Origin of the sequence: Polaromonas sp., from assembly GCF_041689105.1 — a bacterium.
Taxonomy (GTDB): domain Bacteria; phylum Pseudomonadota; class Gammaproteobacteria; order Burkholderiales; family Burkholderiaceae_C; genus Polaromonas.
In genome coordinates, this window is record NZ_JBDNGU010000142.1 from 1 (window position 1) to 6500 (window position 6500).

Below are 6500 nucleotides of genomic sequence, written 5' to 3' on the forward strand. Positions count from 1 at the left end.
AGCGCCGGCCTCAGCCAGCGCCAGTGCGGCTGCGCCGGTGGCAATGTTGCCGCCAATCACATCTATCTGCGGGTAGTTTTTCTTGACCCAGCGCACGCGCTCGATCACGCCATGGCTGTGGCCGTGGGCGGTGTCCACCACGATGGCATCGACACCGGCCTTGACCAGGGCCTCAACCCGCTCCTCGGTGCCCTCGCCCACACCAACAGCGGCGCCCACGCGCAGGCGGCCCGCAGCATCGCGTGCGGCATTGGGGAAGTTGGTCTGCTTGGTAATGTCCTTGACGGTGATCAGGCCCTTGAGCTCAAAATCGTCGTTGACCACGAGTACGCGCTCGAGCTTGTGCTTGTTCAGCAAGGCCTTGGCTTCGGCAGCGGAAGTGCCTTCCTTGACCGTGATGAGTTTTTCGCGCGGCGTCATGATCTGGTGTGCCTTGACGTCGTAGCGGGTCTCAAAGCGCAGATCGCGGCTGGTCACGATACCCACCACCTTGCCGCCGTCGCAGACCGGAAAACCGGATATACCAAGCTGCTCGGACAGCTCCAGCACCTGCAGCACCGTGTGCTCTGGCGTGATGACCACCGGATCACGCACCACCCCGGACTCATAGCGCTTGACCTTGGCCACATGGGCGGCCTGCTGCTGCGGCGTGAGGTTCTTGTGAACGATGCCAATGCCACCTTCCTGCGCAATGGCAATGGCCAGACGGGCTTCGGTGACCGTGTCCATGGCGGCCGACACCAGAGGCAGGTTCAGGCGGATATTTCTTGAAAACTGGGTGGAAAGCGTGGTGTCCTTGGGCAGGACCTGGGAGAACGCTGGCACCAACAATACGTCGTCGAAGGTGAGCGCTTTGCCGAGTAGGCGCATAGGGATGGCTCCAAAAATAGGATTGTACCCGCGCCGCTCGGTACAAACCCTTGCGCTGGCTTGCGTGCTGCCGCGTTACAAAATAGCCTGCGGCTATACCGACCGGACATCAGCTTCTCTGGCACAGGCGGCTACACTGGAAACCATGGATCTGAAAATCACGCCCAAACACCTTGTTCTGACCCTTGCAGGCTGGGCTTTTGCACTGGGCGCCGCCGCCCAATGGCAGTGGATAGACAAGGATGGGCGCAAGGTCTTCAGCGACAGGCCGCCGACATCAGACATCAAGGAAAAAGACATCCTCAAGCAGCCTGGCGGTCGTGGCCGTGTGCCTCTAGCCGTGGTCCCTGCCGAATCGGCAGGGGGCGTAAACACCGCTGCGGCGTCGGCGCCTGCAGCGTCCGCAGCCAAGTCCAAAGCCGACCCCAATGCCCCGAAGATTTCGGGCAAGGATAGCGAGTTACAGGCCAAAAAGAAAAAGCTTGAGGAAGAAGAAGCCGCCAGGAAAAAAGCAGAAGAAGAAAAAAATGCAAAAAACCTGGCAGAAAATTGTGACCGCGCAAAAAAGAGCCTGGCGTCCTTCAAGTCGGGCGTGCGAATCTCCACGGTCAATGCCAAGGGAGAGCGCGACTTCATGGACGACAGTACCAAAGCGGCTGAAAGCAAGCGCTTGCAGGGCACCATCGACAGCGACTGCAAATAGCAGCCACGCCGCTCAATAGCCGGCTTTGGCCCCTGCCCTTTTACGGGCAAACAAGCCTGATTTTTTCACGCCCTGCTGATCAAACCGTTCGCGCCGCGCCACCTTCGGATCAACCCGCAATGGGCGGTAGACCTCGAGCCGGTCCTGTGCATGCAGCACTTGCCGCAGGCTGGTCTTGCGCCCCCAGATCCCCAGCGCCAGCCGACCTGAAGCCAGTTCTGGATATGACCCCAGGATGCCGCTCGTTTCAATGGCTTGCGCCACCGTGCTACCCGCAGCCAGCACCAGTTGCCACTCGCGCACCTGTCGGGGGCCTGGTGAATAAACCAGTGTGATCTTCACAGACCCTCCAGCATCAGGCCTCGCCATACACTTGCGCCGCCCGCTTGACGAAGGCGTCGACCATGCTGCCAGCGATCTTGTCGAACACCGGGCCCACCAAAGCCGCCAGAGCGGGGTTGTCAAAGTCATAACGCAAGGTGAATTTGACTTTGCAGGCGCGCTGGCTGCCATCACCCAGCGGGGTGAAGTCCCAGTGGCCGTCCAGTTTTGAAAACGGCCCATCAACCAGCCGGAGTGTGACCTTGCGGTCTTTGGCATGGGTGTTGCGGGTGGTGAAACTCTGGCCGATGCCCGCAAACGCAATGCCGACCTTGGCCGTCATGCCCTGGGCGTCTTCAGAGCTGACTTCGGCCTGATCACACCAGGGCAAAAATTGCGGGTAACTGGCGACATCGGTGACCAGGGCAAACATTTCGGCTGCGCTGTACCAGATCAGGACGGACTTGTGGACGGTTTTCATACAATCAGGGGCTGCGCCCGATTGTATTAGCCGGTGACGCCCTTATTTTTTACACATGGCCACCAAAGAAGCATCCTCCAAAAAACCGGCCGCCGCCTCCTCCGGAAAACCCGCGGGCAAGCCCGCCGTCAACCTCACGCCCAAGGCCGCGGCTGCGGCCGTGCGCATCGCCGACAACAAAAAAGCGCTGTTCAACTACCACATCGAGGAGCGTTTCGAGGCCGGCATGGTGCTTGAAGGCTGGGAGGTCAAGTCACTGCGCGAAGGCAAGGTGCAGCTGACCGACGGCTACGTGGTGATCCGCAATGGCGAGTTGTTCATCATCGGCTGCCAGATCAACCCGCTGGGCACGGCCTCCACCCACATCCGGCCAGACTCGGTACGCACCAAGAAGCTGCTGATGCACAAGGAAGAAATCCGCAGGTTGATTGGCAAGATCGAGCAAAAAGGCTACACGCTGGTGCCACTGAACCTGCACTGGAAGGCTGGCAAGGTCAAATGCGAGGTTGGCCTGGCCAAGGGCAAGGGTGAGCACGACAAGCGCGACACCATCAAGGATCGTGAAGGCAAGCGCGAAGTTGAACGCGCGATGAAGTCGCGCAGCCGCTGACCAGTTGGCCAAAGGACGCCGGTTTACCACTGTTTTCGGGGGGATGGAATACGACTGGCAGAGCTGGTTTACCAGCATCTGCAGAGGTGCGGGCTGGCGCTGACGGAGGCCGCGTTGCCTGCGCGAAGTGCCCGCGATAGATCCAGGTCAACGGTTCCCTGGAGGATGTGGTCAGCACTGGGTCATGCGACACCCCAGCGCGAGGGCAAGAACGCAGGCTTTTTTCTGAAGTCCGACGGCAATAACCAGTTGCGCGGCCGGTGCTTGTCGCAGAAAACAGGAATGCGGCCAGCCTGATCAAGGAGATTCACGAGGCAGGCGCGACGGTCGGCTATTTTCTGCTGGGACTGCATGCGGCAGCTGCCCTTTTTCATCACTTTGTCTTGCGCGACAACACCTTGCGGCGCATGCTGTGAGGTCGGTACTGAGCCGGGCTCGCGCCTCCCATCTGGAAAGATGCCATGCGACACCTCGAACGTCACAAAACAGCGCGCATCGGCTGGCTTCGCGCAGCGGTGCTGGGTGCCAATGACGGCATCGTCTTCACCGCCAGCCTGATGATTGGTGTTGCTGCCGCCAACACCAGTGCCGGGAGTATTTTGCTCACCGGCGTGGCCGGGCTGGTTGCCGGTGCCATGTCCATGGCTGCTGGAGAATACGTCTCGGTGCACTCACAGGCGGATACCGAAAAGGCTGATTTAGCGCGCGAAGACGCCGAACTCAAGGCTGACCCTGCTGCGGAAACGCGTGAACTGACGGCAATTTATGCAGCACGCGGCCTGGAGCCCAACCTGGCGCGCCAGGTGGCCACGCAATTGATGGCCCATGACGCGCTAGGCGCCCATGCACGTGACGAACTGGGCATCTCCGAAGCGTTCAGTGCCCGCCCGGTCCAGGCGGCGCTGGCGTCTGCCAGCAGTTTTGCCATGGGCGCCGCGTTGCCACTCGCCGTGGCCCTGGTGGCACCGCACCGCGATCTGATCCCCTGGGTGGCCGCCACGTCGCTCCTTTTCCTGGCCTTGCTGGGGGTGGTGGCGGCCCGCACCGGGGGTGCCAATGTGCTAACCGGCGCTTGGAGGGTCACGTTCTGGGGCGCGCTTGCGATGGCAATCACCGCTGGCGTGGGCGCCCTGTTTGGCGCTATCGTGTGATGTGACGGTTCTTGCGACGACCCGCCTCAGGACAGCTCACGCAGCGGATGCTGCTCCGCAGCCCAGGGGCTGGCAAAAAACGCCTGAGTCATCGCCGGCTTGACGTCCTCTACACGCGCCGGGTTCCATTTGGGCGTGTAGTCCTTGTCCACGGCCAGCGCCCGTATGCCCTCGACGGTTTCGCTCGCTGCGCCGGGGCGCAGGTGAAAGCAGTGGTGCACGATGTCGCGCTCCATGCGCAAATCATCCGCCAGGCTCATGGTCCGGGCGCGGCGTATCTGCTCCAGCGTCACGTGCAGCATCAATGGAGAACGCTTGCGCAACATGGCGCCGATCTTTCTGGCGGCTTCATCGGGCGAAGCCTCCAGCGCATCCACCATGTGTTTCACGCGTGCCAGTGAAAAATATTGATCAAATTGGCCTCCCGCCCTTGTGGGACGGGCGCCGCCAGCTATCCCATTTGTAGCAATCCACTGCGCCACATCGGCAGCGGCAGAAAAAGCCTGCTCACCCAAGGCCTGCCACAGCGCGGGCAGGCCTGCAGCTGGCAGCTGGACGTCGGCCAGGCCATAAGCCAGCGCCTCGGCCCCGTCGATCACCACGCCGGTCAGGGCCAGGTACTCGCCCACGCTGCCCGGGCAGCGGCTCAGAAAATAACCGCCTCCCACGTCGGGGAAAAGCCCGATGTTGGTTTCAGGCATGGCAAGTTTGCTGCGTTCGGTGACAATGCGGACCTTTGCCCCTTGAGAAATCCCCATGCCGCCACCCATGACCACGCCGTCCATGAAGGCGATGTAGGGCTTGGGGTAGTTGTGGATCAGGTGGTTGAGGCGGTATTCCTCGGTGAAAAAGTCGTCCAGGGACGCATCGCCCGCAAGCGCCACCTCGTGGAAAAAACGGATGTCACCCCCAGCGGAGAAACCACCGAACAGCGCCTCCGGCGTGCCGGGTCGCCCGGCCTTGTTGGTACCGCGTATCGCCACCGTCAGAATCGCCGGGTCGCCCTGCCAGGCGGTCAGCGCGGCGTTTATCTCGCGCACCATGGGCAGCGACAGCGCATTGAGCGCCTTGGGGCGGTTCAGCGTGATGAAGCCTGCCCCTCCGCGCACCTCTGTCAGCACGTCCCCGGACGTTTTCAGTTCGTAAACCTGATTCATGCTCTGTATCTCCATCCCATCAGTTCGTTGGCGACCAGCGCGCCTATGACCAGCAAGCCGCCGGTCAGTACGCTGGCAGCCGGCACCTCGCCCGCACCCACCCAGGCCAGCAGAATGCCAAAAATAATCTCCAGCAAGGCCAGCAGGGACATCTCCGGCGCCTTCAGTACCCGCGCGCAGATGACGGCCAGCACGCAGGGAATCGCCAGTTGCACCAGACCCAACAGGGCCAGCAAGCCCAGGTCACGCCCGGTGGCGGCAAACGGAAAGGCCAGCGGCAAGGTCATCAACGAGGAAATCGCCGCCCCCACCAGCACGGCCGGAACCAGGTCGATACTTTCGCCATGCGCCTGGCTGCGCTGCACCACGGTCCAGTTCACGGCAGCGGCCATGGGTACCAGCAGGGCCACCAGCGTGCCGGCGAACTGCCCAACGCCGCCCATGCTGAGCTGGCGACCATACATCCAGGCAATACCGGCGCCGGCCACGCCAATGGCCGTCCAGGTCCGGGGGGGGATGCGATGGCCGATGAAGATGCGTGCAACCAGCGCGGTCAACAAGGGCCCCAGGGCCAGGGTCACCAATACATTGGCCACGCTGGTCATGGTCAGCGCCAGCATAAAGGCGGTGAACATGACGCTCCAGCAGATGCCGGAGATCCACAAATAGCGGCCCGAGTGGCGGATCCTGGCAAAAACCTCGCGCCCCTGGAACATCGGAAGCAGCACCAGCAGCGACAGCAAGGTAAAAAAGCTGCGCCAGAAGGTCACTTCAAAGCTGCGCGCTGATTCGAGATGCCGCGTCACCACGCCCGCGATTGACCACATCAGCGCGACTGCAACCATCAGGGCAACGGCTTGGGAATGCGTGAGTTTCATGGCAGGTTCAGTCAGATCTCTGTGCATTTAACCGGAAAGGCCGCTGCGCGAGCCACACAGCGGGCGTATTCAGGCGAGCGCCTCTTCCGCCGCCCTCCCCGACTTCATTTCAACAGGGGGCGCGGGAGTGGCTTTGCCAACCCGCAGGCGCAGCGGCCCCATCGGGGGGCAGCGCGGTACGCGAAGCGACAAGCGTGGGGGCAACGGCCGCCGCGCAGGGCCGCCCCAAGCAAGGCCAGCCCCCTCGGGGGGCAGAGAGCTACACGCAGTGAGCGAACGTGGGGGCAACGGCCGCCGCGCAGGGCCGCCCCAAGCAAGGCCAGCCCCCT

8 protein-coding genes and 1 pseudogene are annotated in these 6500 nt (G+C 62.3%); 4 read left to right on the top strand and 5 right to left on the bottom strand.

The features are described 5' to 3' along the window. A partial coding sequence (locus ACESMT_RS14780; RefSeq protein ID WP_372827352.1) for an IMP dehydrogenase occupies positions 1-870 on the bottom strand: 870 nt, incomplete at its 3' end. Positions 871-1015: 145 nt separating this feature from the next. Between ACESMT_RS14780 and ACESMT_RS14785 the strand changes: the two genes are divergently transcribed. Continuing rightward, positions 1016-1573, top strand: a complete 558-nt coding sequence (locus ACESMT_RS14785) for a DUF4124 domain-containing protein (protein ID WP_372827353.1) — start codon at positions 1016-1018, stop codon at positions 1571-1573. Positions 1574-1585: 12 nt separating this feature from the next. Here ACESMT_RS14785 and ACESMT_RS14790 read toward each other — a convergent pair whose 3' ends face one another. Continuing rightward, on the bottom strand, positions 1586-1942 hold the full coding sequence (locus ACESMT_RS14790) for an RnfH family protein (protein WP_372827354.1): 357 nt from the start codon (positions 1940-1942) through the stop codon (positions 1586-1588). Then, positions 1929-2375, bottom strand: a complete 447-nt coding sequence (locus ACESMT_RS14795; RefSeq protein ID WP_372827355.1) for a type II toxin-antitoxin system RatA family toxin — start codon at positions 2373-2375, stop codon at positions 1929-1931. Before ACESMT_RS14795 ends, ACESMT_RS14790 begins: the two co-directional genes overlap by 14 nt. Positions 2376-2430: 55 nt before the next feature. Between ACESMT_RS14795 and smpB the strand changes: the two genes are divergently transcribed. From smpB to ACESMT_RS14810, 3 genes and pseudogenes are all read left to right on the top strand, one after another. Continuing rightward, on the top strand, positions 2431-2985 hold the full coding sequence (gene smpB / locus ACESMT_RS14800; protein WP_372827356.1) for an SsrA-binding protein SmpB: 555 nt from the start codon (positions 2431-2433) through the stop codon (positions 2983-2985). Between the two features lie 287 nt (positions 2986-3272). Then, a pseudogene (locus tag ACESMT_RS14805) lies at positions 3273-3401 on the top strand (cytochrome b/b6 domain-containing protein); the annotation flags it as partial. A 45-nt stretch (positions 3402-3446) separates the two neighbouring features. Next, on the top strand, positions 3447-4136 hold the full coding sequence (locus ACESMT_RS14810) for a VIT family protein (RefSeq protein ID WP_372827357.1): 690 nt from the start codon (positions 3447-3449) through the stop codon (positions 4134-4136). A 26-nt stretch (positions 4137-4162) separates the two neighbouring features. Here ACESMT_RS14810 and ACESMT_RS14815 read toward each other — a convergent pair whose 3' ends face one another. Both ACESMT_RS14815 and ACESMT_RS14820 read right to left on the bottom strand, forming a co-directional pair. Next, positions 4163-5293: an enoyl-CoA hydratase/isomerase family protein gene (locus tag ACESMT_RS14815; RefSeq protein WP_372827358.1), complete on the bottom strand. Its 1131-nt coding sequence runs from the start codon at positions 5291-5293 to the stop codon at positions 4163-4165. Next, positions 5290-6171 carry a DMT family transporter gene (locus ACESMT_RS14820; RefSeq protein ID WP_372827359.1) on the bottom strand — a complete coding sequence of 294 codons (882 nt, stop codon included), beginning with the start codon at positions 6169-6171 and terminating at the stop codon, positions 5290-5292. The genes ACESMT_RS14815 and ACESMT_RS14820 overlap by 4 nt, the downstream gene beginning before the upstream one ends. Positions 6172-6500 lie beyond the last annotated feature (329 nt).

Excerpts from the sequence above, each read along its gene's own strand:
- ACESMT_RS14785 (WP_372827353.1), top strand. The coding sequence starts at position 1,016 with ATGGATCTGAAAATCACGCCCAAACACCTTGTTCTGACCCTTGCAGGC.
- ACESMT_RS14790 (WP_372827354.1), bottom strand. The coding sequence starts at position 1,942 with ATGGCGAGGCCTGATGCTGGAGGGTCTGTGAAGATCACACTGGTTTAT.
- ACESMT_RS14795 (WP_372827355.1), bottom strand. The coding sequence starts at position 2,375 with ATGAAAACCGTCCACAAGTCCGTCCTGATCTGGTACAGCGCAGCCGAA.
- smpB (WP_372827356.1), top strand. The coding sequence starts at position 2,431 with ATGGCCACCAAAGAAGCATCCTCCAAAAAACCGGCCGCCGCCTCCTCC.
- ACESMT_RS14810 (WP_372827357.1), top strand. The coding sequence starts at position 3,447 with ATGCGACACCTCGAACGTCACAAAACAGCGCGCATCGGCTGGCTTCGC.
- ACESMT_RS14815 (WP_372827358.1), bottom strand. The coding sequence starts at position 5,293 with ATGAATCAGGTTTACGAACTGAAAACGTCCGGGGACGTGCTGACAGAG.
- ACESMT_RS14820 (WP_372827359.1), bottom strand. The coding sequence starts at position 6,171 with ATGAAACTCACGCATTCCCAAGCCGTTGCCCTGATGGTTGCAGTCGCG.